Annotated in this window: 22 protein-coding genes; 8 read left to right on the forward strand and 14 right to left on the reverse strand. The window is 64.7% G+C overall.

The genetic code is table 11. The features are described 5' to 3' along the window. Window positions 1–7: 7 nt before the first annotated feature. The 6 genes from ACQ4WR_RS27195 to wrbA are packed head-to-tail and all read right to left on the reverse strand — an operon-like array spanning window position 8 to window position 6,548. The gene (locus ACQ4WR_RS27195) at window positions 8–1,084 is read right to left on the reverse strand and encodes a lipocalin-like domain-containing protein (RefSeq protein ID WP_436491143.1); all 1,077 of its coding nucleotides are present in this window, start codon (window positions 1,082–1,084) and stop codon (window positions 8–10) included. Then, on the reverse strand, window positions 1,084–3,681 hold the full coding sequence (locus tag ACQ4WR_RS27200) for an FtsX-like permease family protein (protein ID WP_436491145.1): 2,598 nt from the start codon (window positions 3,679–3,681) through the stop codon (window positions 1,084–1,086). The genes ACQ4WR_RS27195 and ACQ4WR_RS27200 overlap by 1 nt, the downstream gene beginning before the upstream one ends. Beyond that, window positions 3,669–4,106, reverse strand: coding sequence for a DUF4124 domain-containing protein (locus tag ACQ4WR_RS27205; RefSeq protein ID WP_102298503.1), 438 nt, complete (start codon window positions 4,104–4,106; stop codon window positions 3,669–3,671). The genes ACQ4WR_RS27200 and ACQ4WR_RS27205 overlap by 13 nt, the downstream gene beginning before the upstream one ends. Next, entirely contained in the window at window positions 4,103–5,524 is a 1,422-nt protein-coding gene (locus ACQ4WR_RS27210; RefSeq protein WP_436491147.1) for an FAD-binding oxidoreductase, read from the reverse strand. The genes ACQ4WR_RS27205 and ACQ4WR_RS27210 overlap by 4 nt, the downstream gene beginning before the upstream one ends. Window positions 5,525–5,529: 5 nt before the next feature. Further along, window positions 5,530–5,940 carry a DUF2069 domain-containing protein gene (locus ACQ4WR_RS27215; protein WP_374755277.1) on the reverse strand — a complete coding sequence of 137 codons (411 nt, stop codon included), beginning with the start codon at window positions 5,938–5,940 and terminating at the stop codon, window positions 5,530–5,532. Continuing rightward, the gene (gene wrbA / locus ACQ4WR_RS27220; protein WP_102298508.1) at window positions 5,940–6,548 is read right to left on the reverse strand and encodes an NAD(P)H:quinone oxidoreductase; all 609 of its coding nucleotides are present in this window, start codon (window positions 6,546–6,548) and stop codon (window positions 5,940–5,942) included. The genes ACQ4WR_RS27215 and wrbA overlap by 1 nt, the downstream gene beginning before the upstream one ends. A gap of 67 nt (window positions 6,549–6,615) precedes the next feature. On the opposite strand from wrbA, the gene ACQ4WR_RS27225 reads away from it, so the two are divergent. Further along, window positions 6,616–7,992, forward strand: coding sequence for a YihY family inner membrane protein (locus ACQ4WR_RS27225; protein ID WP_436491149.1), 1,377 nt, complete (start codon window positions 6,616–6,618; stop codon window positions 7,990–7,992). A 6-nt stretch (window positions 7,993–7,998) separates the two neighbouring features. Here ACQ4WR_RS27225 and ACQ4WR_RS27230 read toward each other — a convergent pair whose 3' ends face one another. Genes ACQ4WR_RS27230 through ACQ4WR_RS27250 form a run of 5 tightly spaced genes read right to left on the reverse strand, consistent with a single transcriptional unit; the run spans window position 7,999 to window position 13,944 of the window. Beyond that, the gene (locus tag ACQ4WR_RS27230) at window positions 7,999–8,313 is read right to left on the reverse strand and encodes a hypothetical protein (RefSeq protein ID WP_436491151.1); all 315 of its coding nucleotides are present in this window, start codon (window positions 8,311–8,313) and stop codon (window positions 7,999–8,001) included. Between the two features lie 52 nt (window positions 8,314–8,365). Then, complete coding sequence (locus ACQ4WR_RS27235; protein WP_436491153.1) at window positions 8,366–10,366, reverse strand: DUF6630 family protein; 2,001 nt, start codon at window positions 10,364–10,366, stop codon at window positions 8,366–8,368. 26 nt (window positions 10,367–10,392) lie between these two features. Then, a complete protein-coding gene (locus ACQ4WR_RS27240) occupies window positions 10,393–11,796 on the reverse strand; it encodes a PoNe immunity protein domain-containing protein (protein WP_436491155.1) in 1,404 nt (467 codons plus the stop codon). A 23-nt stretch (window positions 11,797–11,819) separates the two neighbouring features. Further along, a complete protein-coding gene (locus ACQ4WR_RS27245) occupies window positions 11,820–12,632 on the reverse strand; it encodes an alpha/beta fold hydrolase (RefSeq protein ID WP_436491157.1) in 813 nt (270 codons plus the stop codon). 1 nt (window position 12,633) lies between these two features. Further along, window positions 12,634–13,944, reverse strand: a complete 1,311-nt coding sequence (locus ACQ4WR_RS27250; RefSeq protein ID WP_436491159.1) for an O-acetylhomoserine aminocarboxypropyltransferase — start codon at window positions 13,942–13,944, stop codon at window positions 12,634–12,636. A gap of 286 nt (window positions 13,945–14,230) precedes the next feature. Between ACQ4WR_RS27250 and ACQ4WR_RS27255 the strand changes: the two genes are divergently transcribed. Continuing rightward, window positions 14,231–14,854 carry a 2OG-Fe(II) oxygenase gene (locus tag ACQ4WR_RS27255; RefSeq protein ID WP_102299441.1) on the forward strand — a complete coding sequence of 208 codons (624 nt, stop codon included), beginning with the start codon at window positions 14,231–14,233 and terminating at the stop codon, window positions 14,852–14,854. Window positions 14,855–15,089: 235 nt separating this feature from the next. Next, the gene (locus ACQ4WR_RS27260; protein WP_010398828.1) at window positions 15,090–15,536 is read left to right on the forward strand and encodes a CBS domain-containing protein; all 447 of its coding nucleotides are present in this window, start codon (window positions 15,090–15,092) and stop codon (window positions 15,534–15,536) included. A gap of 71 nt (window positions 15,537–15,607) precedes the next feature. Here ACQ4WR_RS27260 and ACQ4WR_RS27265 read toward each other — a convergent pair whose 3' ends face one another. Next, entirely contained in the window at window positions 15,608–17,869 is a 2,262-nt protein-coding gene (locus ACQ4WR_RS27265; protein WP_102299440.1) for a putative bifunctional diguanylate cyclase/phosphodiesterase, read from the reverse strand. 432 nt (window positions 17,870–18,301) lie between these two features. Here ACQ4WR_RS27265 and aroC point away from each other — a divergent pair, with 432 nt between their 5' ends. Further along, complete coding sequence (aroC, locus tag ACQ4WR_RS27270; RefSeq protein ID WP_436491161.1) at window positions 18,302–19,396, forward strand: chorismate synthase; 1,095 nt, start codon at window positions 18,302–18,304, stop codon at window positions 19,394–19,396. Between the two features lie 197 nt (window positions 19,397–19,593). On the opposite strand, the gene ACQ4WR_RS27275 is transcribed toward aroC, so the two are convergent. Continuing rightward, complete coding sequence (locus tag ACQ4WR_RS27275; RefSeq protein WP_102299436.1) at window positions 19,594–21,090, reverse strand: HDOD domain-containing protein; 1,497 nt, start codon at window positions 21,088–21,090, stop codon at window positions 19,594–19,596. Beyond that, on the reverse strand, window positions 21,087–22,766 hold the full coding sequence (locus tag ACQ4WR_RS27280; protein WP_436491163.1) for a putative bifunctional diguanylate cyclase/phosphodiesterase: 1,680 nt from the start codon (window positions 22,764–22,766) through the stop codon (window positions 21,087–21,089). Before ACQ4WR_RS27280 ends, ACQ4WR_RS27275 begins: the two co-directional genes overlap by 4 nt. Window positions 22,767–23,223: 457 nt before the next feature. On the opposite strand from ACQ4WR_RS27280, the gene ACQ4WR_RS27285 reads away from it, so the two are divergent. From ACQ4WR_RS27285 to ACQ4WR_RS27300, 4 genes are all read left to right on the forward strand, one after another. After that, window positions 23,224–24,906: an isovaleryl-CoA dehydrogenase gene (locus ACQ4WR_RS27285; protein WP_436491165.1), complete on the forward strand. Its 1,683-nt coding sequence runs from the start codon at window positions 23,224–23,226 to the stop codon at window positions 24,904–24,906. A gap of 167 nt (window positions 24,907–25,073) precedes the next feature. Continuing rightward, the gene (upp, locus tag ACQ4WR_RS27290) at window positions 25,074–25,724 is read left to right on the forward strand and encodes a uracil phosphoribosyltransferase (RefSeq protein ID WP_010398816.1); all 651 of its coding nucleotides are present in this window, start codon (window positions 25,074–25,076) and stop codon (window positions 25,722–25,724) included. A 23-nt stretch (window positions 25,725–25,747) separates the two neighbouring features. After that, complete coding sequence (locus ACQ4WR_RS27295; protein ID WP_436491167.1) at window positions 25,748–26,110, forward strand: Hpt domain-containing protein; 363 nt, start codon at window positions 25,748–25,750, stop codon at window positions 26,108–26,110. A 299-nt stretch (window positions 26,111–26,409) separates the two neighbouring features. Then, entirely contained in the window at window positions 26,410–26,613 is a 204-nt protein-coding gene (locus tag ACQ4WR_RS27300; protein WP_010398811.1) for a cold-shock protein, read from the forward strand. Window positions 26,614–26,943: the final 330 nt, after the last annotated feature.

Consider the following 26,943-nt stretch of genomic DNA (forward strand, 5'->3'; position numbering starts at 1 on the left):
ATAACGCTTATAACTTCATCGGCTGCACGTAGCCCGTCATTTCCAGGTAGGCGCGGCCCACCGGCTGGCCGTCGCGCTCCACCGTGACGGCGCCTTCCCAGTACACGGCGCCCGTCGACCTGCGCGAATCGAGTTCCTGGTCCGGCTGCAAAGGCTTGATCTGCCAGCGCGTGGCCCCCGTGCGGATCTCGGTGGCGACAGGGTATTCGGCCTGCGTGCGGGGCGAACGCCACAGCTGCGTGGGCGTGAAATCGACGTCGCCGGGCGCGAACTGCGTCATCTTACCGGACGCGTCGCGCCATGTCGCGTGCGCCCATAGTTTAGCACCTGTCTTGCTGCGTATCTGGAAGGCCATCAGGGCGCCGCCGTCATCGAGGTTGGCGCCGATCCAGTTCCAGCCGCTGGCGTCCGCGTCGAGCACCTGGCTCGACCACTCGTGATCGAGCCAGGTGGCGCCCGTCACCGCTTCCGGCTTGCCGCCCGCGCGGGCGATCGTGCCCGTCGTGCGCAGCTGCGGCTTGCTGTAGTAATAACTGGCCTGCGCGGGCCGCGTACCCTTGCGCGAATAGCCGCCCTGGCCCTGCAGCAGCACGGGCTGGGTGGGCGCGAGGGTCAGCTGCAAATTGAAGTCGCGGGCGGCCAGGCTGACCTGATACGTGCCGTCGGCCTGGCGCCGCATGCGCCAGTCGTCGAGTTTCACGTCCGTGTCGCCCACCTTGGCATAGGCCAGGCCGAAGCCCTCGCGCGCGCTTTTCTCGTCGTGCAGCAGCTTGCCCACTTTCGGGTCCGACAGGGCCGCGTGGCCGATGATCAGCTGCTTGGGCGCGAACGCGCTGCGGTTGTCCGCGTCGGTGGCCGTGGCGCTGCGAAAGAAGGTCACCTGGTAGCCCAGCTGCTCGCCAGCGGCGGTCTTGACCCACCCCGTGGCATACCACCATTCCGTCTTGTATGCGGGATGGGCGCCGAAGTCGTGCGGCAGGCGCAGGCTCTGGCCGGGCGGCAGCGGGGTGACGGGGGCGAACGCGCGCGGCGCGGCCAGCGCGGTGGCACCGCAGAACATCAGCAAAAAAGTCAAACGGCGCATTACCAGTCCTCCCTGACGGCGCGGATGGGGCCTGCGGACAGCGCCTGGCGGCCCGCGATCAAGGCCGTGAGGGCCGCCGCCGTCAGCAGGGCGCCCGCCACGGTGGCGATCAAGGGCCAGGGCAGGTGCAGCTGCATGGTCCAGTGGAATGACTGGGGATTGACGATGAAGACCAGCACAAAGCTGATCAACAGGCCCAGGACAAAACCGGTGGCGATGCCCAGCGCCGTCAGCGCGCCGCCTTCGAGCGCCAGGATGGATAAAATCTGGCCGCGCGTCACGCCCACATGGCGCAGCATGCCGAATTCGCGCGCGCGCGCCAGGGTCTGCGCCGAGAAGGTGGCGGCCACGCCGAACAGGCCGATGACGATGGCGATGGCTTCCAATAAATACGTGACGGCGAAGCTGCGGTCGAAGATCTGCAGGCTCAGGGCGCGGATGGCCGAAGGGTTCGACACTTCCAGGCTGGCGCCGAATGGCAGCGCTTTCAGGCGCCGTTGCAGCTCGTCGCCCGTGACATCCTTGGCCAGCCACAGGGCCGCATCGCTGACATCCATGTCACCCGTCAGAGCGCGGTAGTCGGCCAGCGGCATCTGGATGGAGCCGGAAGAGCGCGCGTAGTCGCGCCAGATGCCGGCGACAAAGAAGGCGTGCAGGCCGCCGGCCAGCGGCAAGTTGATGCGTTCGCCGGGCTTGTGGTTGTACAGGTCTGCCGCCGCCTCGGACAGCCACACGGGCCGGCTGCCTGGCGGCACGGGCAGGGAGTCGCCCACCAGCACCATGCTCTTGCCGGGATCGGACAGCAGGATGGGGCGCGCCAGCAAGACCACGTTGGGGCGGTCGGGCGCCAGCGACAGGCTGCGCACGCGCTGGAAATCCACCTTGGCCACGCCAGGCAGGGCCAGGATGGCGTCCTGTTCGCGCGGGTTCAGGCCCCCCGTTCCCGCGCCCGACACCGTGCGCGCATACAGGTCGGCCGGCAAAATCTGCAGCAGCCAGTCGTCGACGGAGACGCGGAAACTCGACACCATGATGGCCATGGCCACCATCAGGCTAAAGCTTGACAGCACGCCGCCGAGGGCGATGCCGGCCTGGCCGGAGGCATTCGCCAGGCGCGCCAGGGTCAGGCTGCGCACGGGTGCGTGGCCGCTGGTGTCCGTGCGCAGCCAGGCGCGCTGCAGGTAGCGGAAGACCACGGCGGCCAGCTGCGGCATCAGGGCGATGGCGCCGATCAGCAGCAGGGCGATGGAGAGATATCCGAACAGGGGCAGCTCGAATACGGGCGGCAGCAAGGTCAGGGCGCCGGCCAGCAGCAAACACGCCAGCGCCGGCCAGGTCTTGGCCAGTCGCGTCGTCACGACTTCCTCGCTGCCCGATTTCAGGGCGATGGCGGGCGCGGCGCGCGCCGCTTCCAGCGCGGGCGCGGCGCAGCCCAGCAAGGCCACGCCCAGGCCCAGGGCAAAGTAGACCAGGGCGGCGACGGGCGTGAATTGCACCTGCGGCTGCACGCCCGAGAAATAGCCGGCGCCCAGGTCGCCGCCAAAAAAGCGCAGGGCAACGGCCGCCATCGCGTAGCCGCCGGCGATGCCCAGCGCGGCGCCAAGCACACCGAGGCTGCTGCCTTCCAGCAGCACCTGGCGCAGCAGGGCGCCCCGTTCCATGCCCAGCACGCGCAGCAGCGCGAACTGGCTGCGGCGGCGGATGACGGACAGCGCCTGCGTGGAAAACACCAGGAAGGCACCCGTAAACAGGGCGACCAGGGCCAGCACCGTCAGGTTGACCCGGTAGGCGCGGCTCAGGTTATTGTTGCGGCTATTCTGGTTTTCATCATTGGGCTGGCCCACGCGGAAGCGGCCCGGGTACTGCGCTTCCAGCGCGCGCGTCAGGTCCGCCTGGAAGGCGTCGCGGTTGACGCCCTGGCGCAGTTTCAAGTCGATGCGCGACAGCTTGCCCAGCTTGTTGAAGCGCCATTGCGCCGCGCCGAGATCCATCACGGCGACGCGCTGGCCGGCGCGCGCCCGTTGCAGCGAACCTGCCACGCGCAGCGACACCGTGCCCGTGCCCGATTGCAGGGCGATGCTGTCGCCCTCGGCCAGCTTGAGCCAGCGCAGGGCGGCGGGTGACAGGAAAATGGCGTCGTCGGCGAGGGTGTCGAAAGGCTGGCCATCGGCGGGTGCACCGATCAGGTCGGGCGAAATGAAGCCGGCGCGGAAGACGTCGAGCGCCAGCACGTGCAGGGCGCCACCTTCGTTTGTCGCTGCGCCGGACAGGCCGGCCTGCAGTTCCAGCACGGGCGAGGCCACGGCCACGCCATCGCGCTGCGCCAGCCATGGGTAGATGTTTTCGTCGAATAGCGCTTCGCGCCCGGCCACCTGCACGTCGGCCTGGCCGGACAGGCTTTTGACGGCAGTGGAAAATTCATTGAAGGCGGCTGCATTGATCAGGTGGATGGCAAAGCCCAGCGATACGCCGACGGCGATGGCCAGGATGGCGACGACGGCGCGCACGGGGTGCGCGCGCCATTCGCCCAGCAGCAGCCAGCGCGACAGCAGGCGCCGGCCCGCCGCGGTGCCTGGCGTGGCACTCAATGCAGGCATTCGACGGCCAGGCGTTCGCCGGCGCGCCGCACCTTGAGCTGGGCCGCATCGCGGTTGGCGGTACCGGCACCAACGGCGTCCTGCGCCGCCCATTTCTGTTCCAGGCGCAGCTGGGTGCAGTGCTTCTCGTGGGCTTCCTGCTGTTTGGCGCCCCGTTCGCGCGCCTGGTCTTCCAGCTGTTCCTGCTTCTTGCGCGCCGCTTCCATCTGGCTGGCGACCCGCTCCTGGCGCGTGGCCGCGCCCTTGTCGGCGGCGGCCGGCGCCGCCGGCACCTCGAGGATTTGCAGCTGGCCACCCGCGCACGGCGTGGCGCTATAGCTGGTCTGGCCATCCTTCACGCATTTGTAGACGTCCTGCGCGCCGGCATGGCCAGTCGCGCTGAAAGCGCCGGCGCACAGCAGCGGCAGGATGAATGAAAGTTTCACAGTATCTTCCCCGGATTCATGATGTTCCGCGGGTCCAGTGCCTGTTTGACAGCGCGCATCAGTTGCAGTTCCAGCGGCGATTTATAGTGCGCCAGGTCGGCCTTCTTCAGCGCGCCGATGCCGTGTTCGGCCGAGATCGAGCCGCCAAAGGCGTGCACCTGGTCGTGCACGATGCGGTTGATGGCGTCCTGGTTGGCCAGGAAATCGCCATCCGTCATGCCTACGGGTGGCGCCACGTTGTAATGCAGGTTGCCGTCGCCCAGGTGGCCAAAGCAGACCAGCTGGCAGCCGGGGAAGGCGCTTTCCAGTGCCGCATCCGTGATGGCGATGAAGTCGGCGATGCGGGAAATCGGCAGCGAGATATCGTGCTTGATGTTCTTGCCCGCCTGCGCCTGCGCCAGCGGAATGTGCTCGCGCAGCTGCCACAGGCCTTCGGACTGCGCCACCGAACTGGCAACGACGGCGTCGGCGACCAATTCGTCTTCGAGCGCCGCGCCGATGCTCGCTTCCAGCAATTCCACGGCGTGCGCCTCGGACTGGCTGCTGGACAATTCGAGCAGCACATACTGGCCGTGCTGCTGCGCGAAAGGCTGCGGCAGTTGCGGGAACTGCTGCGCCACCAGTTGCAGACAGTATTGCGACATCAGTTCAAAGCCCGTCAGGCTGGCGCCGCAATGATCCTGCATCAGCGACAGCAAACGCAGGGCGTGGGCGGGCGAGGGCATGGCGGCCAGCGCCGTGATGCAGGCTTTCGGCTGCGGATACAGTTTCATGACGGCGCCCGTGATGACGCCCAGGGTGCCTTCCGCGCCGATGTACAGGTCGCGCAAATCGTAGCCCGTATTATCCTTGCGCAGGCCGCGCAAGCCGCTCCAGATCTCGCCTTGCGGCGTGACCACTTCCAGGCCCAGGCACAGTTCGCGCGTATTGCCGTAGCGCAGCACGGCCGTGCCGCCCGCGTTGGTGGCCAGATTGCCGCCGATGGTGCAACTGCCCTCGGCCGCCAGCGACAGCGGGAACAGGCAGCCGGCCGCGCTGGCCGCTTCCTGGATGGTTTGCAAAATGCAGCCCGCGTCCACCGTGATGGTGCGGTTGACGGGATCGAGCGCGCGGATGCTGTTCAGGCGCGCCAGCGACAGCACGATGGCCGTGCCGGCTTCGTCCGGTATGCTGCCCAGCACCAAACCAGTGTTGCCGCCTTGCGGCACGACGGGGATCTGCCATTGCGTGCAGGCGCGCAGAATACCCGCCACTTGCTCCACCGTCGCGGGACGCAGCACGGCCAGGGCCTTGCCCGTCAACCTGTCGCGCCAGTCGGTGAGGAAGGGCGCCTTGTCGGCGTCAAGGGTGAGTACGTAGGCGTCGCCCAGCAGGTCGCGGCAGGCGGCGAGGAAGGCGGTTTGGTCAGTCACAGGCATGTCGCTCATTTCTTGAGGCTCACTTTATTCACTTTTTCCAGCAGCTCTTTGGCCATGCGCTTGGCGGCCTTTTTATACGGGCGCAGATACAGCACGGCGCAGATGAAATACAGGCAGACGATGGCCGCCTCGCCCCAGGCCATCATGGCCGACACGGGGTTGGTGTCGCTGTAGCCGCGCACCACGCCTTCCGTGAAGTACAGCAGGATCACCATCGACGACCATTGCAGGGTGTAGACGTCGCGCTTGATCACGCCATACAGGGGAATCAGCAGCGGCACGGCCTTTAAAACAAGCCATGAGCCGCCCGGCTGCAGCGGGGCGACGATGGTTTCCCACGCCAGGCACCAGGCGATCAGGGTGGCCAGGCTGGCGATGGCGCCCCAGTGCAGGTATTTGTGCAGCGCGCCGTGCATCATGCGCCTGCCAGTTTCAGGGCGTTTTCCGCCAAACGGCGGCCCAGCGCGAGCGTCAGGCGTTTTTCATCCTCGCTCAAGGCCTTGTCGCCATCGATGCCCGACCAGTGCGTGGCGCCGTATGGCGAGCCGCCGGTGGACGTCGTCATCAGTTCCGGGTGCGTGTAGGGCAGGCCCATGACCAGCATGCCATGGTGGAAGAGGGGAATCATCATCGACAGCAGGGTCGATTCCTGGCCGCCGTGCAGGCTGCCCGTGGACGTGAACACGCAGGCGGGCTTGCCGGACAGGCTGCCGGCCAGCCAGTCGCTGGCCGTGCCGTCCCAGAAGTATTTCATGGCAGCGGCCATATTGCCGAAGCGCGTGGGCGAGCCCAGGGCCAGGCCAGCGCATTCCTGCAAGTCGTCGAGCTCCACGTAGGGCGCGCCGTCCGGCGGCACTTCCGGCGCCGTGGCCTCGGCCACCGTGGAGACGGCGGGCACGGTGCGCAGGCGGGCATCGCAGCCAGGCACGCTTTCCACCCCCTGGGCAATCAGCTCGGCCAGCTGGCGCGTGGCCCCATGGCGTGAATAAAACAATACGAGAATAATCAGATTGGTTGGCTTCATCGTTGGTATTATAGGGCGCTTTACAGCCTGATACGACTGCTGTCATGGCGCCGTCCTGATTTCGAACATGTTTTTAAAATATATACTGCCGTTCTTCCAATACCTGTGGCATACCCTGCACATCGGTGCCGACATCGTGCGTGGCCTGACCTGGTCCGAAACGCGCGATTTGCTGCAGTTCGCGCGCCGCCGCGTGCGCGAGGAAAGCCTGCCGCAAGTGGCGGGCAGCCTGACCTTCGCCACCGTCTTCGCGCTGGTGCCGCTGCTGACACTGGCGCTGGCGATCTTCACCACCTTCCCGCTATTCAATACCTTCCGCCACGCGCTGGAAGATTATTTCGTGCAAAGCGTGATGCCCAAGGGCATTTCGAACACCATCCTCGGCTACCTGACGACATTCGCCTCGAAGGCCACGCGCCTGTCGGCCATCGGCGCGGGCGCCCTGATCGTCACCTCGGTAGGCATGATGAGCCTGATCGAGCGCGTCTTCAACCGCATCTGGCGCGTGCGCCAGGAACGCCGCTGGACCAAGCGGCTGCTGGTGTACTGGGCCATCGTCACCCTGGGACCGCTGCTGGTGGGCGTGTCGCTGACGGTGACCTCGCGCGTCTTCATCGCCACCAGCGGCGTGGTGGGCGCCGTGCCTTTCCTCGGTACGGTGTTCTACACCCTGGTGTCGATCGGCCTGACCATGCTGGCCTTCACCCTGCTGTACATCACGGTGCCGAACCGCGACGTGGACTGGCGCGACGCGGCCTGGGGCGGCTTGCTGGCGGCGCTGGCGTTCGAAGTGGCCAAGCGGGGCTTTGGTGAGTTCATCCAGGAATTCCCCACGTATTCGCGCATCTATGGCGCGCTGGCCGCCTTGCCGCTGTTCCTCGTGTGGATTTACCTGAGCTGGATGATCACCCTGGTGGGCGCCTTGCTGGTGGCCGCCTTGCCCGTCGTGAAATACGAGCGCTGGTGGTACGAGGCGGCGCCTGGCAGCGAATTCGTCGACGCCGTGGCCATCCTGAAAGTGCTGCATCAGGCTTGCCACTGCGCCGATTCGGCCCTGGTGGGTGCGGCCGACATCCGCCGCAGCACGCGCCTGGGCTTCGAAGAGATGGAAACGCTGCTCGACAAGATGGTGCTGCAAGGCTGGGTGGGAAGAGTCAACGTGGAAGGCGCCGTGCGGGTGCAGTGGGGCAAGCGTGTGGCCGACAGTTCCGACCATTGGGTCCTGCTGGGCAACGTCAACCGCATCACCCTGGCAGATGTTTATCGCCTGTTTGTCTTCGGCGGCATGCGCGTCAATTCCGGCTACCCGGCCGGCTCGACGAATGAGCGCGACATCAAGGCCGCCGAAGAAGCGGCAGCCCTCGCGGCGCAGGTGGAAAACGCCGTGGAAGAAGGCCTGGGCATGAGCCTGGCCCAGCATTTCGGGGAAGTGCGCTGCAACTGAGGATAGTCAGGGGTTGAGCCGCTCGTACAGCAGGCTGTCGAGCGCGCCCGTCAGCGTATTGCCATCCTCGCCAAGCAGCGTGTAGTCCTGCTGGCTGTCGCCGAGCGACGCGCTGCCTTCGATGCCGCATACCAGCTGGTAGGTGGTGTCGTCGATCGCCAGCCTGATCATGGCCAGAACCTGCTGGCGCTGGCCGTCGGCCAGCGCCAGCGCATCGAGCATGGCGCCAAGCCGTGTTTGCCCCTGCCGTCCCTGCGCATACAAGGCCAGCAGCGACGTATTGGATGCGGCGACATCATCGATGAATTTTTTCGCGTGCATGGCTACCTCGTCGTGAAGTGGCGCGGCGGATGGCCGCCGCCGGGCTGAAAACTCACAGCAGCACGGGCCGCAAGGCCGCCTGCTGCGCCACCGCCTGGAACGCGGCCGCATCCTGCGCCCGCACCACGCCCAGGTAATACGTGTCTTCGCCGCCGTGCAGGTTCACCAGGCGCAGCTGGTGCGGTGCCAGGTGGGCGGCGATGGCGGCCAGTCCTTCGGCCATGGCGTCGCCATCCTCGCGTTCCTTCCAGCGGAAATCCTGCAGCGCGGGCAGCCCGATATGCTGGGCTATGCGCGGCACCTCATCGACGGCTTTCCAGTCCAGGGTGGTACCGCGGCCCTGCGTGTGCGAGGCCGTGGACCAGAGCAGGAAGAAACAGGCCGCCTCGGGGGTGTCGCCTTCATATTCCTCTTGCGGGTCGTCCTCTTCCAGTTCTTCCAGCGTGATGTCCACGCAGCGCGCGGCCAGGTCCGCATCGCCTTGCAAGACCAGGGCGGCCATGCTGCGCAATTGTTCACGGTCGGCCTTTGCCAGGATTTGCGCGGGCGTAAAGCTGCGGCGCTTGGCGGTTTTTTTCTTGCTGAGCCCCATGGTCTCGCTCAATTGGGCCGTGATGGCCGCCTTGAAGTTCTCCACGGTGTCGAACTGTTCCAGCAGCCGGCCCGTGAAATCCATGCTCCAGGCCATGCCGTCCTTGACCACATACAAAAAATCGCTTTGCACGGCCACGCCGCGCAAATGGTGGGCCGGCCGATACAGGGGCGTGAATGCCTGTTTTCCATCCAGGGTCAGCATGCAGGCCAGGCCTTGCGCGTCGATGGCGAAAATCAGGTTCTTGCGTAATTTTGGCGGCGACGAGGTGGTGGCGCAGTCGATGGCTTCGTACTGGCACGGCGCCAGCAGCTCGCCCTGGTGATTGACCAGGCCAAACAGGAAGCGCCCGGCGATGCGCTGGCTGACGATGGCGATTTTCTTTTTCGTGCCGAAATCCTGCACGGAGCTGTAGGCGAGCGGCACCACGACCTTGCCCGTCTTGTCGACCACGCCGTGTACATTGCGTTTGGCGTCATCGTCTGTCTGGTCTGTCTGGCGCTCGATGTCGATCAAGCCATCTTCGCGCTCGCACATGTTGTCCACCCTGTCGATGAGCAGCGCGCCATCGGGCAGGCGCAACAAGCGGCTGGCACCGTCTGCATCGATCTGCTGCAACAGATGGGGGCTGATCACATACAGGGCGCCGGGGGCGGGCGGCAGCACCAGCGTGCCGTTGAGGTCCAGCACACCGTGCGCTTCCGGAGCGTCCGCCCTGGCGAAGGTGATCCAGCCATCGTCCGCGTAGTAAACGCCCAGGTCGACACAGCGCTGCGACAGGGGCACGATCCAGCGGCCATAGGGCGTGACCAGGCCAGTGACGTCCGGTTCGCCGGCGGCGCTCACTGCATAGCACAGCGCGTCTTCTTCCCATCCCACCACTTCCAGGCCTTGCAGGAAAGGCAGTTCGTCCGTGCCCAGTTCCTCGACGTCGGCCAGCTGGGCGTCGGCCGTGGCCGACCAGTAGCCGGTGGCGGGCGATGCCGCGCCGGCGGCCAGCAGGGGCGCCAGCGCGGCACGGTCGCCGCGCAGCAGGGCGGCATGCAGGCTGGCTGCCTCTTCGCGCAGTGCTAGCAGCGCGGCCGCGTATTCCGGCGTATCGATATCGTGGGGAATCAGCTGCACGCAGTCGAGCACCAGCCAGGGCTGAGCGCCGGCCAGCAAGCTGCTGATGGCGCCGCGCGCGACGATGTCGGCCGCGTCGCGCGGCTTGTCCATCAGCTGCGACAGCGCTTGCCAGCTGGCCTGCGCCTGCGCCATCGGCGCGGCCAGCACGCAGGGACAGTCTTCGCCATCGCCGTAGATGGGCCAGGCGGCCGCTTGCGTGCCGGCACCGGCGAGCAGCTTGAACAGCACGGGTATGCCCTGGCGCCATTCGGCCAGGCCGGTGATGGTCTCGGTGTCGAAGCCGGTCTGGCCGGGTAAAAAGGCGGTGCTGAACAGGGCTGCGGTATTGATCATGTTTTTTCGTTAAAGATGTTGGGGACTCAGGGCGACGGGGGCATCAGCCAGTGCGTCAGGTCGCCGTGCCGCAGGCCCAGCTGCTTTGCCGCGGCGGCGGCTTCGAAGGCCCACAGGCCGTAGTAGCCGCCCAGGCCTTGCGCGCGCAAGTGGCCGTTGAACCAGTCTTCCTGCACCAGCGCCGCATGCCAGCCGGCCAGGTACTGCCGCAGATGCTCAAGCTGCTGCGCGCGATCGTCGGCCTGCAGGCAGTCGTACAGGGCCGTGTAGGGCTCGGCGAAATACCATTCGTCGACGGCGGGGCGCTGCGGATCGATGGCCGACAGCAGGGCTTCGTACACGCCGTCTTCGCCATCGAAGGCCGTTTGCAGGGCGGCCAGGCGCGCGGCCAGGTCGTGGCGGCCGAACAGCAGGGCGGCACCCAGCAGCTGCAGGGTGCGCGCATAGTCGGTCAGCTGTTCAAAGTCAAACGCGGGCAAGTCCTCGTCATCGTAGGCGTCGGCCAGGGCCGCGCGCGCCGCCTCGCAGGCGCCGATGGCAGCTTCCAGCGCAACGACCACTTCCGGCAAGGGCAAGCCCGCCGTATAACGCAGCGAGAAAGCCTGGTAGGCCGTGCTTGCCGCCGCGCAGGCCCAGTAGGCGGCATCGCCGCCGTCGCTTTCCGCTTGCGCCTGCGCGCGCCCGTAGGCCGCCAGCAGGGCGTCGAAATAGGCAAGGTTGCGGGCAAAATCAAACGGCGTGCCAACGGGCGCGGGCGGCGCCTGGCGCGGCGTGTGCGGCCATGCTGCCGCCGATGGCGGACAGGCGTCGGCGCATGCGCGCTGGATGGCCCAGTCGGCAAACACCTGCTGCAGATACTGCGCCGTCTCGTCGTCGTGGGCGATGGCGCCCGCGCCCACCAGGGTCGTGCCCAGCAGGGTGTAGCCGGGAAAGCGGCTGCTTTCGTAGGCGATGGTGGTCACGCTCTGGATGGCCTTGCCGTCGCTCAGGTCGCGCACGCGGAAGTACACATCGTCCCAGCCTGCCAGCGGTGGCGCCGCCCGGCCTGCCGGCAAGGTGCTCCAGCTGCCGTCGTCTTCCTCGGCATAGGCATCGAGCAGTTCATCGAGTCCGCCCGGGCGGTCGATGCGGTTGTTGGCGTCGTACTGCAAGCCCAGTTCGGCCGCGAACGCCGCTGCGTGGCGGCCCGCAAATACCAGGTACTGGGCGTTCAGGGTGCCGACCAGCAGGTCGCTTTGCTGGCCCGCCACGCCGAGCGCCTGCGGCAGCCGGTACCAGTGGTGGCCGGGGATGCCGGCCATGGCGCCCCCTTCGGCCGCGTCCGGGTTCGCGCAGCGCAGCTGTTCCAGCCAGTCGTAGCGTGCGTGCCGCTCCGCCTCGGTGCCGCTGCCGCGGCCAGTCAATTCATCGAACAGGGTATTCAACAACATGTGCATCTATCCTAAAAAAGCGTTCATGCCGCTGTCGTTTGCGCAAACGCATACAGCGCATCGAGCACGGCATCCGGCTGCTCGGCCATCAATTCGTGCCCGCTGTCGACTTGCACTACCGTGCCATGCGCGATGGCAGACGTCAGCAGGCGGGTCGACTTGGGCGGCGTCATCATGTCGCGCGCGCCGAAAATGAATAAAGTGGGGCAGTGTACCGAAGCGGCGGCGATTTCGCCGTTCGCATAGGCATTGCAGGCAAAAAAATCCGTGTGAAACACGTGATCGGGGTTGATGGCGGCGATGCGCTGCTTCAAACGCCGCGCGCCGCCCATGGCATAAAAGCCGGGGCCAGGGAACGACGGTTTTTGCGCGATCGACGAATGCGACCAGATATTGACCATGTCGATGGCCGCCTGTTCGTCCTGCAGTGACGTTTCCAGCAGCGCCGGCGAGACTTTCATCGGGTAAGTGGAACCGAGCATGGCCAGGTGGCTGACGCGCTGCGGCGCCAGGAATGCCGCTTCCAGCGCGATCAATGAGCCCATGCTGTGGCCGACCAGCATGGCCTTGGCCGCGCCGGCCGCATCGAGCACGGCCAGGATCCAGCGCGCCAGTTCTTCGACACTGGCCTTCGCCGCGCCCAGGCTGCGTCCATGGCCCGGCAAGTCGACGGCCAGCACGTTCCAGCCGTGGTGGGCGAAATAGCGCGTCTGCAGGGCCCACACGCTATGGTCATTCTGCGCGCCGTGGATGAAGACGGCCGTCGGCTGACTTGGGTTAAAAGCCTTACTGCCCGTGTAGCAGTAGGCGACGGTATGGTCGATGGTGAGCAGCATCTCAGGCGCCTTTCTGCGACAGTTTCAGGCCACGGGCCAGGTCTTCGATCAAATCGTCCGCGTCTTCCAGGCCCACCGACAGGCGCATGGTGCCCTGCGTGATGCCGGCCTGCTCCAGCTGTTCGTTGGGCACGCGGAAATGCGTGGTCGAGGCGGGGTGGATGACGAGCGACTTGGCGTCGCCCACGTTGGCCAGGTGCGAAAAGATCTTCAGGCTGTCGACGAAGCGCTGGCCCGCCGCGCGGTCGCCGCGCAGATTGAAGGTGAAGACGGCGCCCGCGCCCTTCGGCAGCAGGGTCTTCGCCAGCGCGTAGTCCGGGTGCGACGGCAGTTCGGGGTAGGACACGGCATCCACGGCCGGATTGGCCAGCAGGAAGTCGACCACCTTGCGCGTGTTGGCCACGTGGCGGTCCATGCGCAGGCCCAGTGTCTCGATGCCTTGCAGGACGGCGAAGGCATTGTGCGGGCTCATGACGGCGCCGAAATCGCGCAAGCCTTCGCGCCGCGCGCGCAGGGCGAACGGCGCCACCGTCGATTCCTCGGCGAAGACCATGCCGTGGAAGCCCTCATACGGCTCGCACAGTTCGGCGAAACGGCCCGTCTTGTCGTAGGCGGCTTGCCAGTCGAAGGTGCCGCCATCGACCAGCAGGCCGCCGATGGCCGTGCCATGGCCACACAAAAACTTGGTGGCCGAGTGGAAGACCAGGTCGGCACCGTGCTCGAAAGGGCGCAGCAGATACGGCGTGGTAAAAGTCGAATCGAGCATCAGCGGCAGCTGGTGTTCGTGCGCCAGGGCGGCAATGGTCGGGATGTCCAGCACGTCGAGGCCCGGATTGCCCAGGGTTTCGGCAAACAGTACCTTGGTATTCGGGCGGATGGCGGCGCGCCACGCATCCACGTCGCGCGGGTCGACAAAAGTCGTCTCGATGCCGAAGCGTTTCAAGGTGTAGGCCAGCAGGTTGTGCGAGCCGCCGTACAGGGCGCGCGAGGCCACGATGTGCGAGCCGGCGCCGGCGATGGTGCATAAACCCAGGTGCATGGCGGCCTGGCCGCTGGCCGTGGCGATGCCGGCCACGCCACCTTCGAGGGCGGCGATGCGTTCTTCCAGCACGGCGTTGGTGGGATTCGAGATGCGCGAGTACACGTGTCCGGCCCGCTCCATGTTGAACAGCGAGGCCGCGTGGTCCGAACTCTTGAAGGCGAACGAGGACGTGAAATGGATGGGCGTGGCGCGCGCGCCCGTGGCCGGATCGGGCGTGGCGCCCGCATGCAGCGATAAAGTGTCAAAACCGGGGTATTTCGGGCCGCTCATGGTGTCTCCGCCAAGTTTTTTATAGTGGCAAGATCGTAACCTGATTTGCGGCAGAGCAAAAGGGCATGCGTGCAGGGCGCATGGCGCCGTGGCGGCGAGCTGCCCGTGTAACCTGAAGTGTAAAAAAAGTGACCGGCGCGCGGCGGCGGTGGTAGGATATCGGGTCAGCGATTTTCGGGCTGTTTTACCTGTGCGCGTGCGCCGCGCCGCAGGAAAGGCTGCTACGTGCAAGCGAAATCCTGGGCTACAGGCGAACTCTCATCGCATGTCCACCAGGAAAGATTTTATGCCCGCAATATCGTTCGACGGCGACCTCGCCGTACCCGGACCATCTATAGTCGACGGCCTCTGCCACGCAGGCTGGGTCATGCAAGAGCGTTTTATTTCTCCTGAACTGAGCCGCCAGCTGGCCGCCGAATGCGTGCAATCCATGCTCAACGGCAACATGAAGGGCGCCGGCGTGGGCAGCGGCCATGCGCCGCTGCTGCAGCCGGAGATCCGCGGCGACCATATCGAATGGCTGGAAACGGGGCGTTCCGCCGCCTGCGACAGCTATCTGGCGCACATGGAAACCCTGCGCCAGACCTTGAACCGCGAGCTGTTCCTGGGCCTGGACGAGTACGAAAGCCATTTCGCCCTGTACGCGCCGGGCGCCTTTTACCGCGCCCACCTGGACCGTTTCCGCGACGACGACAAGCGCACCGTGTCCGTCGTGCTGTACCTCAACGAAGACTGGCTGCCCGAACACGGCGGCGCGCTGCGTTTGCACCCGCAAGGCGCGCCCGTGGTGGATGTCGGGCCGGTGGCGGGGCGCATGGCCATGTTCATGTCGGGCGAGATGCTGCATGAAGTGCTGCCGACGGCGCGCCAGCGCTTGTCCATCGCCGGCTGGTTCCGCCGCCGGGCGTGAAAAAACCACTGCGCGTCGCGGGGCACGACCGGCGATGCTCGCTGTACTAAAGTACAGCTGCGAAGTACAGCTGCGCTTCCCGGCCGCGCCGCGCATCCGCTCGCTACGTTTTCTTGCCCGACAAACCTCTTCGATTTGATTGCGCGCAAGGCTGGATTTTTCCGCAGGCATAGGCTACAGTCGCTGTAAGGGCTAGAATAACTAAAAAACCAATCACGCGGACAGGACGGCCAATATGAAAGTATCTGAAATTCTCCAAGTCAAGGGCAATATCCTCTACACGGTCACGCCAGACCAGCCCCTGCTTGACGCGGCCAATACCATGGCTGAAAAAGACATCGGTTCGCTGGTGGTCATGGAATTTGGCGACCTGGTCGGCATGCTGACCTTCCGCGAAGTGCTCAATGCCCTGCATGAGAACGCGGGCCAGATCGGCGGCGGCACCGTGCGCAAGCACATGGATGACCACCCGATCACCGTCACCCCCGATACGGAAGTGAACGAAGTGCGCCGCATCATGCTGGAAAAGCACGCGCGCTACCTGCCCGTGATGAACGCCAAGACCCTGCTGGGCGTCATTTCCTTCTACGACGTCGCGCGCGCCGTGCTGGAAGCGCAAAGCTTTGAAAACCAGATGCTCAAGGCGTATATCCGCGACTGGCCGGCAGAAACCACCGATTAAGCGACCACAATGCTTGAATGGCAACGCCGGCAATGCCGGCGTTTTGCATTCCAGGCAACAAGGCGGGGCGCCTACGCCGCGCCCTGCAGCGCCTCGTTGTTCAGCCAGTTGCCCAGCGCCGTCGCCGTCATGGGGCGGGCAAACAGGAAGCCCTGCGCCATCGGGCAGCCCAGCGCCTGCAAAATTTGCGCCTGCCGCTCGTCTTCCACGCCTTCTGCGATCACGGCCAGGCCCAGGTTGCGGCCCAGCTGGATGACCATTTCCGCGATGCTGCTGCCGCGCGCCGAGCCCGTGATTTCCGTCACGAACGCGCGGTCGATCTTCAAGCGGTCCACTTGCAGCCGCTGCAGATAGGATAGTGAGGAAAAGCCCGTGCCGAAGTCGTCGATGGCGATGCTCACGCCCGTCTGCTTGATCTGCCACAGCATCTTGATCAGCATGTCCGGCTCTTCCATGGCCATCGATTCCGTGATTTCCAGTTCGATGAATTCGGGCGGCGCCTGCGTCTCTTCCAGCGCCGCGCGCAGCATTTCCAAAAATAGCGGGTGGCGGAACTGCACTTGCGAGACGTTCACGGACATGACGAAATTGCGGTGCCCCTGCTCGCGCAGCTGCACCAGTTCGCGGCACGCCGTGCGCAGCACCCATTCGCCGAGGTCGATGATGATGCCGGAATACTCGGCGATGGGGATGAAACGGTCGGGCGAGATGAACTTGCCGTCCGGCGTCTGCCAGCGCAGCAGCGCTTCGGCGCCCACGGGGCGGCGCGTGGTCAGGTCGATCTGCGGCTGGTAGACAACAAACAGCTGCCCCTGACTGAACGCCGTGCGCAGCGCATGCATCATGCGCACCCGTTCGCGGATTTCAATGCCCATGCTGCGCGAAAAATAGAAGTGCCCGGCGCGCTGCTGGCTTTTTGCCCGTTTCAGGGCGATATCGGCGTCTTTCAGCGCATCGGCGCCCGTGCCCGCGTGTTCGCCCAGGCGCACCAGGCCCAGGGTGGCGGATAGCTGCACGTCCTGGCCGTCGATGCAGAACGGCGCCTGAAACAGGGCCAGGATATTGGCCGGGTTGACTTGCGACGAGTCGCCCAGCACGCAGAATATATCGCCGCCCAGGCGCGCTACCGTCAGCTGCGAACCCAGTTCGGTTTGCAGGCGGCCCGCCACGGCGACCAGCAGCATGTCGCCGAACTGGTGGCCCAGCGCGTCGTTGGTCTCGGCAAAGTGGTCGAGGTCGACCAGCGACAGGGTGGCGTCGTCGCGCGCCGGGCCGGCCAGGGTGGCGTCGAGGATTTCCACCAGGCGCGTGCGGTTGGGCAGCTTTGACAGGTTGTCGTAGAAGGCGGCGTTATGCAGGTGCGACACCAGTTCGACATTGTCCAGGCCCACGGCGACGTTGCTGCAAAACACTTCCAGCAGGCTTTCATCGATGGCGGACAGGGGACGCGGCAGCAGCAGGTAGGCGGCCGCATCGCGGCTGGCCTTGCCGGCGAAGTACAAGGTGGCGTAATCGTGCGCATACACATTGCGCCGCTGGGCCAGGGTATGCTCGATGGCCGCCATCACGCGGGGGTTTTGCAGGCCGCACAGGGCGCTGTGCGGCAGGCCGGAAAAGCTGCCCGTGCAGGCCGAGACGAGCAATTCCTTGGCGCCGCTATCGAGCAGCTCCTGCACGCACAGCACGCCGTCGGCGCGGATGCCCAGCAGGTCGGCGATCTGTGCCAGCACGCCGGCCGAGAAATTCTGCACGCCGTGCAGGGCCATCAGCTGCGTGCTGGCGTGGACGATCTGGTCCAGGCCGCGCCGGCTGCTGCTGATCGAGCGGATCTGTTCATACGAGCGGATGGCCGCCGTCACGGTGGTAAACAGCTTGATGCGCGTCAGTTCCGACTTGGTCTTGTAGTCGTTGATGTCGAAGTCGCGGATGGCGTCGATTTCCGGCGCATAGCCGGGCTGGCCCGTGCGCAGGATGATGCGCACGTCCGTCATTTTCAGGGTTTCGCGGATGTAGCGCACCAGGTGCAGGCCCGCATCATCCTGTTCCATCACCACGTCGAGCAGGATGACGGCGATGTCGCGTTCGTGCTTGAGCAGTTCGCGCGCCTGCCCGGCCGAATAGGCGTGCACGAATTCCAGCGGGCGGTGCTGCATCTCCAGATTGCCCAGGGCGAAAGTGGTGGTGGAGTGGACGTCTTCATCGTCGTCGATGATCATCACCCGCCACACGCTGCGCGGCGTGGAGGCCAGCGGCGCAGCCGGTTGCTCATCAAGGAATACCAGGTCGTCGTGATCGTCCTTGTGGGGGTCAAGGGGGATGATCGGTGCGGGCATGTATAGCTTCTCCAGGATGACTCGGGACGAGATGTGAGCACATCAGAAAGGCCCATGGCGTTGTTGCAGCGCCTCGCCCTGGTCATTTCTGATGCACTCAGGGCGCATCGAAAATGCAGCACTCAGCGGTTGCCGAAGCGTACACATTTTCTGATGGCCCATCATCCAAGTATATAGCTATTTAATAAGCAAAATGTTTTTTTAAGTCTATTCTGTAGGGCAATATTTCTTGCATTGCATGATTGCAACTCTTATTTGGTGTTTTTTATATGAAAAAAATACGCGGGATTTAAAAATGCCGATCCGGGCGGGAAGAAAAGGGTGGACTTGCGCTGTCGCTGGGGAAATATCGGGCGCTGGCCAGGCATTAGCGGCATGGTGCGCCGCGCAGGCTGGTAGAATTGGGTTTTCCAGTCTTTCACACTTCCTACTATGTCCGGCAATACTTTTGGCAAGCTGTTTTCTGTTACCACTTTCGGCGAATCGCATGGCCCGGCCATCGGTTGCGTGATCGATGGCTGTCCGCCGGGGCTGGTCCTGTCGGAAGCCGATATCCAGCCCGGGCTGGACCGCCGCAAGCCAGGCACGTCGCGCCACGTGACGCAGCGCCAGGAATCGGATACGGTCGAGATCCTCTCTGGCGTGTACCAGGGCGTGACGACGGGTACGCCCATCGCGCTGCTGATCCGCAATGAAGACCAGCGCAGCAAGGATTACGGCAATATCGCGGAAAGCTTCCGCCCCGGCCATGCGGACTACACCTACTGGCACAAATACGGCGTGCGCGATCCGCGCGGCGGCGGGCGTTCCTCGGCGCGCCTGACGGCGCCCGTGGTGGGCGCGGCGGCCATCGCCAAGAAATGGCTGCTGCAGCAGTACGGCACGACCTTCAAGGGCTGCATGAGCCAGCTGGGCGACATTCCCGTGCCATTCCAGTCGTGGGAGCACGTGCATGCGAATCCGTTCTTTGCCGCCAGCGATGACGCCGACCTGATCGCGCGCATGGAAGCGGCGATGGATCAGTTGCGCCGCGATGGGGACTCCATCGGCGCACGCATCGACGTGATCGCGCAAAACGTGCCGGTCGGCCTGGGCCAGCCCATCTACGACAAGCTCGACGCGGACATCGCCTACGCCATGATGGGCATCAACGCGGTAAAAGGCGTGGAAATCGGCGCCGGTTTCGATTCGGTGGCGCAAAAAGGTTCCGAGCACGGCGACGAACTGACGCCGGAAGGTTTTGTCGGCAATAACGCCGGCGGCGTGCTGGGCGGTATCTCGACGGGGCAGGATATCAGTGTCTCGATCGCCATCAAGCCGACCTCGTCGATCCGCACGCCGCGCCGCTCGATCGATAAGGAAGGCAATCCCGTGATGGTGGAAACGTTCGGCCGCCACGACCCGTGCGTGGGCATCCGCGCCACGCCGATCGCCGAAGCCATGCTGGCGCTGGTGCTGATCGACCACGCCCTGATGCACCGCGCGCAATGCGGCGATGTGTCGGTGAGTACGCCGAAGTTGAAGTAATTGTTAGCGCGCGGCGTAAGAGCAGACGTAGGTCGGATTAGCGCTTGCGTGTAATCCGGCAACATTGTTGTCTCTGCGGTGTTGTCGGGTTACGCCCTTTGGGCTAACCCGACCTACGACATATGCTATGGGTAGCGGCAAAATGTAGGTCGGATTAGCGCTTGCGCGTAATCCGACAACATTGTCGGCGCTTCCTGTCACGCCACTTTATTTGCCACCAATTCCAATTGGTGCCGCATCTCCACCGACTGCACCAATAATGCCCGGATATCGTTGATCAGGTTGAACTCCGTCTGGTTCAGCTGGATCGGCGGAAAGCTGTCGTCCCAGTCGCCGTACAGGAATCCCGTCGGGTGGCCGTTGGCCGACAGGGGTAGCACGACGAAGCTGCGCGCTTCCGACAGGGTCGCCTTCCACCACTGCGGCAGCTTGGCGGCAAATTTCGGGTCGCGCGCATTGTCGATGAAGATCACGCGGTCGCTGTTGAGGGCTGCGTGGAAGACGTTTGGTTCATACGCGTCGCCAAATACCATCAGGTCCTGCAGGTCGGCCATGCCGTCGCCCATGCTGATGCGCGCCGAATACAGGTGATCCTTGTGGTTGCGCACGAAAGCCACCGAGCGCGAAAAATCAAAACCCTGATGCAGCGTTTCCAGCGCCATCGAGACCATCTGCCCGGGACTGGCGCTGCCGATGGCGCCGCGCAAGTCGGCCAGGCCGCTGATCAGCACGCGGTTGCCTTCGGCGCGCATGCGCGTCGACGCCAGCTGGCGCGCGCGCCGTTCCGCCGGTTTCGACAGAGGGGCGATCGACAGGTCGGCCGCCGCCATCGCCTTGGCCTTGTCCACGGCAACCACCAGGTCGGTGGCCGTGATGCCCAGGGTGCCCGCATAATTGTCGATCAGCGCGTGCACCTGCGCCGCGCCGGCCGCATCGTCGTGCCACAGCGAATCGGCGCAGCGTGCCGCCATGGTCGACAATCCCGCCATCCAGTCGGCACCGCTGACGGGGGAATTGTCCGGCGTCGGGTCCAGCGGACGCATGCCGTTGATCAGATGCTGCGGCAAGCCCCAGTGGGCGGCCGTGGCATAGCCCACTTCCGGCAGCGACAGGCCGAGGATTTCGCGCGCGGCGGCCGCCTCGTTGCCGGGGCCGGCGTGGGCCTGCATGCGTGCCCAGAAATCCGTCATATAGAAGGTCACCATCATGCGGCCCAGCGTATGCAGCATGGAGCAGACCACGGCCTGTTCCGCCTGCAGGCTGCCGGCGCTGGTGGCCACCTGCTGCGCCACCATCCCGGCCAGCACGGCCTTTTCCATTTCCACGTGGGCGCTGACGGAGTCGGGCGACGCCTGCGACAGTTCCTCGATCAGTTTCAGTCCCAGCGCCAGATGGCCGATGGCGTCGATTCCCAGCACCAGCACGGCTTTCGACACCGTGTTGACGCGCTGGCCGAAGGCCGAATACATGCCGCTGTTGGCCAGCCTGAGCACCTTGTGCGTGAGGACAGGATCGGACAGCACGGTTTGCGTGATGTCGAATTCGTGGTCGTCCTCGCCGCGCATGGCGCCCAGGATGGCGCTGATGGCCTTGGCGAAGCCGGGCATGTCGCCCTGCTGGCGCGTGCGCGCCCACAGCAGGTCCAGGGTATTTTTGCCGAGCTGTGTCGGCGCCGTGAAATGGCCTGGATTCATTGCACCCCTCCGCGCTGTTCATTGGCAGGCGGCGTGGGAACCAGCGCCGCATAGGTTTTTTCGCTCAAGGCCGATAGCGCCGCGTGGGCCGGCATCGGTTTGCCCGTCAAATAGCCTTGCACATAATGGCAGCCGCGCGACTCCATGAAGTGCATCTGTTCCTCCGTCTCCACGCCTTCGGCCACCACCGACAGATTCAAGTGCTTGGCCAGGTCAAGGATGGTATTGCAGATGGCCGCATCCTTGCTCGATTCGGGCAAGTCCTTGATGAAGGTGCGGTCGATCTTCAGCACGGAAATGGGGAAGCGTTTCAGATAGGCGAGCGAAGAATAACCGGTGCCGAAATCGTCGATGGCGATGCGCGCGCGGCGCTCCGTCATCTTGCCGAGGATGGTTTCCGCGTGCACGGGGTCGATCATCAGGGTGCCTTCCGTAATTTCCAGCACCAGGTGTTCGCCCGAGAGTCCCGAAAAAGCGATGGCGTCGTCCAGTACGTCGAGGAATTTGTCGTTGCGGAACTGGCGCGGGCTGATGTTGACGGAGATGTACAGCGGGCGCCTGGCCACGTCCTGAAACTGCTTGAGCTGCACGCAGGCCGCCTTCAGCGCCCAGGCGCCCAGCAGGTTGATCAGGCCATTGGCTTCGGCGATCGGGATGAAGCGCACGGGCGGCACCAGGCCCAGGGTCGGGTGCTTCCAGCGCATCAGGGTTTCAAAGCCCTGGATCTGGCGCGTGTGCGCGTCGACGATGGGCTGGTAGAACAGCAGGAATTCACCTTCGCGTACGGCGTGGAACATGGCCGCTTCCAGCGAGATGTCGTGTTCCGACGGGCCGTTCAGGCGCGGGCTGTAGACCAGGCAGCGGGCCTTGCCCGTTTCCTTGGCGCGCGACATGGCCGCATCGGCCAGCGCCACCAGGCGCACTTCGTCTTCCGCGTGCAGCGGGTAGATCGACACGCCGACCGAGGCGCCCACGTAGATCGTGTGGCCGTCGACTTCAAACGGCGCCTGCAGGGTAGCCAGCAGGCGGCCCGTCACCAGCTTGATTTGCGCATCGGTGGCGCTGCCCGGCAGCACGGCGACGAATTCATCGCCGCCCACGCGCGCCAGGGTATCGCTGTCGCGCAAGGTCTTGCGCAGGCGCGCCGCGGCCAGGCGCAGCACTGCGTCGCCGACCGGGTGGCCGAGGCCATCGTTGACCTTTTTGAAGCCATCGAGGCCGATGGTGGCGACGGAAAAACCCTGGCCCGAACGGGCCGCCTGGGCGATCACCATGCGGATGCGGTCCGACAGCAACAGGCGGTTCGGCAGGCCGGTCAGCGCATCGTGCGTGGCCATGTGGCGCAGGCGTTCTTCCGTGTTGTGCTGGGCCGAGGTGTCGCGCCCGACCACCAGCAGTTCGGCGACGCCGGCCGCGTTCATATAAGAAGACAGGCGCAGCTCGAACCAGATTTCCTGGTCCGGCGTTTGCAGGCGCACCTCGAGGCGGCCCGGTTCGGCGAGCGCATCTTCCAGTGCCGCCTGCAGCGCGGCGCGCGAGGCTTCGGCGGCCAGCGGCAGCAGCAGGTGGCCGGACAGGCCGGCCGGTGCGGCAAACAGGGTGGCGGCGCGCTTGCTGGCGAACAGGATCAAGCCGTCCGCATTGAGGCGGAACACGACGTCGCCGGCCTCTTCCATGAGGTTGTCCAACTCGTGGCGAGCCTCGCGGTGGGCGGCGGATGGGGTACTGGAAAACATCGTGCTGGCTTTTACCTTTTTATTATCAGTGCCGGCGCCCACTGCAGGGCAGGGCGCCAACGGAAATAGTGCGTCGTGCGGTTTGCCCGCGGTCATGGGCAAACGGTCACTATCGGAACGCGATCCACACGAAATGTATCATTGAAAAGCTTTCAATTACATGAAATAGAGCAACATTGCTTCAGGTTTTATAAATATTCCTGTCCTGCTTGAAGAAAATCAGCCTGCCGTGCGCTTTCACTCATTTTGTTCCCTATGGAAACGTTATGCGGCGGCGCATGCCGGCCTTGCGCTTGCTCCCTTTGGCGCTTTGCGCTAGTCTGGCTGGCAGACGATGTTGACGGTGCGCCGCGGCAGGCAAGCGCGCCATGATAACAAATCGCAACGGAGACCTCCCATGAATGCCTTTGACACGCATGAAGTTTTCAACCAGGCCACGCCATTTGAAAACGTCAACCTGTTCGCCTGCGACCCTGCGCTGATCGAGGCGCTGCTGCGCGAAGGCGGCGGCGCGGCGCTGCAGGAACTCGATGCGCTGGGCGAAAAGCTGGGCCGCGCCGAGACGTATGCGCTGGCGCGCGAGGCCAACCGCCATGGCCCGGAACTGCAGCAGTTCGACCGCGCGGGGCGGCGCATCGATGAAGTGGTGTTTCACCCTGCCTGGCATGCGCTGATGGAGATCTTGGTGGGCGCCGGCGCGCATGCCGCGCCGTGGGCCGCGCCGGGCCCGGGCGCCCAGGTGGCGCGCGCCGCCGCCTATCTATTAGTGGGGCAGGTGGAAAACGGCGCGCAATGCCCGGTGACGATGACGTATGCCTCCGTCCCCGCGCTGCGCCAGGCCAGCGGCTTGCCGCAGATCGCCGCGCGCTGGCTGCCGAAAATCCTTTCGCGCGACTACGATCCCCGCTCCCTGCCGGTGGAGCAGAAGCGTGGCGCCCTGGTCGGCATGGGCATGACGGAAAAGCAGGGCGGCTCCGACGTGCGCGGCAATACCACGCGCGCCACCCGGGTGCCGCCATCCGAGGCGCAAGCGCTGTTCGGCGGGCAGGCGGACGGCGCCTGGCGCATCGTCGGCCACAAATGGTTTTTTTCGGCGCCGCAAAGCGATGCCCACCTGATCCTGGCGCAGGCGGAAGAAGAGGGCTTGTCGTGTTTCTTCCTGCCGCGTTTCCTGCCGGACGGCAGCCGCAACGCCATCCGCGTGCAGCGCCTGAAAGACAAGCTGGGCAACCGCTCGAACGCCTCGTCGGAGGTGGAATTCGTCAACGCCTATGGCTGGCTGGTCGGGCAGGCGGGGCGCGGCATTCCCACCATCCTGGAAATGGCCAGCCACACGCGCCTCGATTGCGTGCTGGGCAGCGCCGGCATCATGCGCGCGGCCCTGACGCAGGCGCTGCACCACGCGCGCCAGCGGGCCGTGTTCGGCAAGCCGCTGGTGGAGCAGCCGCTGATGCGCAACGTGCTGGCCGACCTGGCGCTGGAGTCGGAAGCGGCCACGGCCTTTGCCTTGCGCCTGGCCCGCTGCTTCGATGAAAAGGATGACCCGCAGCAAGCCATGCTGGCACGCGTGCTCACGCCGGCCGGCAAATACTGGATCTGCAAGCGCGGTCCCGGCTTTGGCGCGGAGGCGATGGAAGTGCTGGGTGGCACCGGCTACGTGGAAGAGGCGCCGCTGGCGCGCCTGTATCGCGAGCTGCCCGTCAACTCCATCTGGGAAGGTTCGGGCAATGTGATGTGCCTGGATGTCTTGCGTGCCTTCGGCAAGACGCCGGCCGCGCGCGAGGCTCTGGCGGCCGAGCTGGCGCTGGCTGGCGATGGACACGCCGCCTTTGCCGACTACCGCGCGCGCCTGCTGGCCGACCTGGACGGGCCGCAAGGCGATGAGTTCGGTGCGCGGCAATTGGCCGAGCGCATCGTGCTGGCCGTGCAGGCCGGTTTGCTGCTGCGCCATGCACCGCCGTTTGTCGCGCAAGCGTTCCTGCAGTCGCGCCTGGTACAAGCGCCGGGCGGCGCGTATGGCCGCTTGCCGGCCGGCATTGATTGCCCGGCCATCCTGGCGCGTGCGCTGCGCGAGTATTGAGTTTGCGCGGGAGCTTGCAACGGTGCATCCATGCAATTATTTCGTAAATTCCGGCCACAGCCAGGCTGCGGGCTGGGATAATGCTGCAATCCATGATTTTATCGACACACAGCGCGCTTGCGATGCAGGCATGCCGCCGCGCCAGAGAGTAGAGAAAGAAAAACAACATGAAACAAGACCCACGCTTCCCGAATTTGTTCATTACCGATCATCCTTTGATCCAGCACAAACTGAGCCACATGCGCGAGCACGACACGTCGACGCGCACCTTCCGTGAATTGCTCAAGGAAATCACCTTGCTCATGGGTTACGAGATCACGCGCGACCTGCCGCTGACCACGCGTGAAATCAAGACCCCGCTGGTGACCATCGACGCGCCCGTCATCGCCGGCAAGAAACTGGCCATCGTGCCCATCCTGCGTGCCGGCATCGGCATGAGCGACGGCTTGCTGAACCTGGTGCCATCGGCGCGCGTGGGCCATATCGGCGTCTACCGCGACCCGGCCACCCACATGCCGGTGGAATACCTGGTGCGCCTGCCGGACCTGAACGAGCGCACCTTCATCCTGTGCGACCCGATGGTGGCAACCGGCAATTCGGCCGTGTACGCCGTCGACGTGCTGAAAAAACGCGGCGTCACGGACGAGCAGATCATCTTCCTGGCCCTGGTGGCCGCGCCGGAAGGCGTGACCGTGTTCCAGAACGCGCATCCGAACGTCAAGATGTTCTGCGCCTCGCTCGATTCGCACCTGGACGACCACGCCTACATCGTGCCTGGCCTGGGCGATGCCGGCGACCGCATCTTCGGCACCAAGTAAGCGACTTTCAGGCGAGTATTGCGATGGCAACCTTGATCGATCCGGATTTCCGCGCCCGTTTGCGCGCCTTGAACGACAAATATGCTGCTGGCGTGCCAGCCCTGCTGCAGGCGATCGCGCAGGCACGCGCCCGCTGCGATGCGGAAGGGCCGCGCCTGGAGCCGTTGACGGACCTGCACCGGGCGCTGCACGCGGTGGCCGGCTCGGCGGCCACCTTCGGCTTCGCCGCGCTGGGCCAGGAATGCCGGCGCATCGAGCAGCTGGTGCGCACCCTGCTCAATGAGCCAGGGCAGGCGCTGGCCGAGTGGCCGGCCGTGGGCGTACAGGTGGGGGCGCTGCTGCGCTGGGCGGAGCGCGATGCGGCCGCCACCCATTTCAGCGCCTGAGCGACCGCATTATAGGTGGTGTGGTTGCAATGATTCATTTGATGCAACGCAAAGCCCTTGCGTCGCAGATTAGGATATAGTGTGTCCATGCCGCTGGTACAGGGCGCCGCAAGACCGGGATTTGGCTATTAAAGTAGTGTTCGCAAGTTTATTTTGCGAAAGAATGGTTTTTCTCAGTTTTGTTGGTATAATTGGGCATCGTTGGATTCGAGGTAGTAGTGCAGTTTGTCTGTCATTTCTTTCTTGCTTCAAACGATATAACGGGCGCAAGCCCAACTTAACTGAAATAGGAAATTGTAATGGCAACTGGCATCGTAAAATGGTTCAATGATTCGAAGGGTTTCGGCTTTATTACCCCTGACGAAGGCGGCGAAGATCTGTTCGCTCACTTCTCGGCTATCCAGTCGAACGGCTTCAAGTCCCTGCAAGAGAACCAACGCGTTTCTTTTGAAGTGACCGCTGGCCCTAAAGGCAAGCAAGCTTCGAACATTCAGCCAATCTAATACGCTGGATCAAACGAAATAAAGAAATCCTCGGTCTCCGGGGATTTTTTTTCGCCTGGATTTTCGTGAAGCTGGGGTTTGCACGCTGTTCCGCGGGCCTTTTCCCCGCGCACGGCCATTTCTGGCGGGCTTTGCCTCCGCGATGTGGCTTCGCCGCGCTCATTGTAGGTCGGCTTGGCGCTTGCGCGTAAGCCGACACGCAGGTGTTTGCAGTGTAGTGGTTTAATGTACCCGGACACCAATTTAGGCGAGAATGCTCGCCATGGAGAGGTGTTTGATGAGCAAGCAAAGACGTACATTTTCCCCTGAGTTCAAGCAGCAGGCAGCATG

Origin of the sequence: Janthinobacterium amylolyticum (genome assembly GCF_051380655.1) — a bacterium.
Classification (GTDB): Bacteria; Pseudomonadota; Gammaproteobacteria; order Burkholderiales; family Burkholderiaceae_D; genus Janthinobacterium.

Excerpts from the sequence above, each read along its gene's own strand:
- ACQ4WR_RS27195 (WP_436491143.1), bottom strand. The coding sequence starts at position 1,084 with ATGCGCCGTTTGACTTTTTTGCTGATGTTCTGCGGTGCCACCGCGCTG.
- ACQ4WR_RS27200 (WP_436491145.1), bottom strand. The coding sequence starts at position 3,681 with ATGCCTGCATTGAGTGCCACGCCAGGCACCGCGGCGGGCCGGCGCCTG.
- ACQ4WR_RS27210 (WP_436491147.1), bottom strand. The coding sequence starts at position 5,524 with ATGCCTGTGACTGACCAAACCGCCTTCCTCGCCGCCTGCCGCGACCTG.
- ACQ4WR_RS27215 (WP_374755277.1), bottom strand. The coding sequence starts at position 5,940 with ATGCACGGCGCGCTGCACAAATACCTGCACTGGGGCGCCATCGCCAGC.
- wrbA (WP_102298508.1), bottom strand. The coding sequence starts at position 6,548 with ATGAAGCCAACCAATCTGATTATTCTCGTATTGTTTTATTCACGCCAT.
- ACQ4WR_RS27225 (WP_436491149.1), top strand. The coding sequence starts at position 6,616 with ATGTTTTTAAAATATATACTGCCGTTCTTCCAATACCTGTGGCATACC.
- ACQ4WR_RS27230 (WP_436491151.1), bottom strand. The coding sequence starts at position 8,313 with ATGCACGCGAAAAAATTCATCGATGATGTCGCCGCATCCAATACGTCG.
- ACQ4WR_RS27235 (WP_436491153.1), bottom strand. The coding sequence starts at position 10,366 with ATGATCAATACCGCAGCCCTGTTCAGCACCGCCTTTTTACCCGGCCAG.
- ACQ4WR_RS27240 (WP_436491155.1), bottom strand. The coding sequence starts at position 11,796 with ATGTTGTTGAATACCCTGTTCGATGAATTGACTGGCCGCGGCAGCGGC.
- ACQ4WR_RS27245 (WP_436491157.1), bottom strand. The coding sequence starts at position 12,632 with ATGCTGCTCACCATCGACCATACCGTCGCCTACTGCTACACGGGCAGT.
- ACQ4WR_RS27250 (WP_436491159.1), bottom strand. The coding sequence starts at position 13,944 with ATGAGCGGCCCGAAATACCCCGGTTTTGACACTTTATCGCTGCATGCG.
- ACQ4WR_RS27255 (WP_102299441.1), top strand. The coding sequence starts at position 14,231 with ATGCCCGCAATATCGTTCGACGGCGACCTCGCCGTACCCGGACCATCT.
- ACQ4WR_RS27260 (WP_010398828.1), top strand. The coding sequence starts at position 15,090 with ATGAAAGTATCTGAAATTCTCCAAGTCAAGGGCAATATCCTCTACACG.
- ACQ4WR_RS27265 (WP_102299440.1), bottom strand. The coding sequence starts at position 17,869 with ATGCCCGCACCGATCATCCCCCTTGACCCCCACAAGGACGATCACGAC.
- aroC (WP_436491161.1), top strand. The coding sequence starts at position 18,302 with ATGTCCGGCAATACTTTTGGCAAGCTGTTTTCTGTTACCACTTTCGGC.
- ACQ4WR_RS27275 (WP_102299436.1), bottom strand. The coding sequence starts at position 21,090 with ATGAATCCAGGCCATTTCACGGCGCCGACACAGCTCGGCAAAAATACC.
- ACQ4WR_RS27280 (WP_436491163.1), bottom strand. The coding sequence starts at position 22,766 with ATGGAAGAGGCCGGCGACGTCGTGTTCCGCCTCAATGCGGACGGCTTG.
- ACQ4WR_RS27285 (WP_436491165.1), top strand. The coding sequence starts at position 23,224 with ATGAATGCCTTTGACACGCATGAAGTTTTCAACCAGGCCACGCCATTT.
- upp (WP_010398816.1), top strand. The coding sequence starts at position 25,074 with ATGAAACAAGACCCACGCTTCCCGAATTTGTTCATTACCGATCATCCT.
- ACQ4WR_RS27295 (WP_436491167.1), top strand. The coding sequence starts at position 25,748 with ATGGCAACCTTGATCGATCCGGATTTCCGCGCCCGTTTGCGCGCCTTG.
- ACQ4WR_RS27300 (WP_010398811.1), top strand. The coding sequence starts at position 26,410 with ATGGCAACTGGCATCGTAAAATGGTTCAATGATTCGAAGGGTTTCGGC.